Annotated in this window: 1 pseudogene; it reads left to right on the top strand. The window is 62.4% G+C overall.

Features of this window, described 5'->3' with window-relative positions:
- Positions 1-98: 98 nt before the first annotated feature.
- Positions 99-540: pseudogene (locus PO883_RS34525) on the top strand (cyclic pyranopterin monophosphate synthase MoaC).
- Positions 541-1,072: the final 532 nt, after the last annotated feature.

The raw sequence follows: 1,072 nt of genomic DNA on the forward strand, positions 1-1,072 counted from the left end.
GGTGAACCGCACTTGGGTATATGCAAGCGCCGTGCCAGGTCGATCGTCGGACACGTCCCCCATGTATTTCTGTGTTCGCGATGTAAGACACCCACCGCATTGCGGGGGCAGCGGGCACCATCCGCATGAAGCTGGAAACGATGGTGCTGACGGTGTCGGGCAGCGCGAAGAAAGGGCGCCGTGCCCTGCATATCGCCGCCATCGTGGGCGAAGAAGGCCTGCGAACCGGTGCCGCTGGGCCATCCGCTTGCCATTACCCGGGTGTGCGGTCGATTTTGAGGTCGACCAGGCGACCAGCAGCATGCATTGCTGCGGCCAGATGGAAACGGTCGGCAGGACGGGTGTCGAAGTGGAAGCGTTCACTGCCGTCCAGGTCAGCCTGCTGACAATTTACGACACGTCACTGCCGTCCAGTGCGCCCTGCTGACAATTTATGACATGTGCAAGGCGGTCGAACACAGCATGGTCATGAGCAATGTGCGGGTGCTGGAAAAACAGGGCGGCAAGTCGGGCGACTGGCATGCCGCGATTGACGGCTGACGGCGACGGCGACGGCGCGTGAATTGGCGAGCTTGCCCAAGCCCCGCGCGGGATAATCCCCCAGGTGTTGACCAGACAGGCAGCGGTCGCGTATTTCAGCTTGATGCCATCCATCGCGCACGTCCAGCGACCGACGTCGCCGCGCGACCAGATGACTTTTTTGGCCGTCCCTGTGGCCGGCCCGGCCTTGATGCTGCGGATGATATGGGCTTTTGCCATTGTCGGCCGCAGTGGCGCTGAGCGTGCAGTTCGGGGGCGGGCGCGCCGGAACGCGGGGCATCCAGGGTGTTTTTGATATCCATGGTGGGCGTCATGATGCTTCAGTCTCAATGCCGACGTTGCCGACGGCCACTGCGCAGCGAGGGAATTTGATGCCAACGGCCCGCAGCCGGGCGGCGAAAACGACAACTGGTCAGCGCAGCCCAGTGCTTGCCCGATGGCGCACTGAGCTTCGCTGAGTGATTACTTACATCACGGCGGGCAAGATGGGGTGGTATGCTCGACAGCGACGCCGATGGCTTTACAGGTCCAA

Origin of the sequence: Massilia sp. DJPM01, assembly GCF_030348125.1 — a bacterium.
Classification (GTDB): domain Bacteria; phylum Pseudomonadota; class Gammaproteobacteria; order Burkholderiales; family Burkholderiaceae_D; genus Telluria_A; species Telluria_A frigida.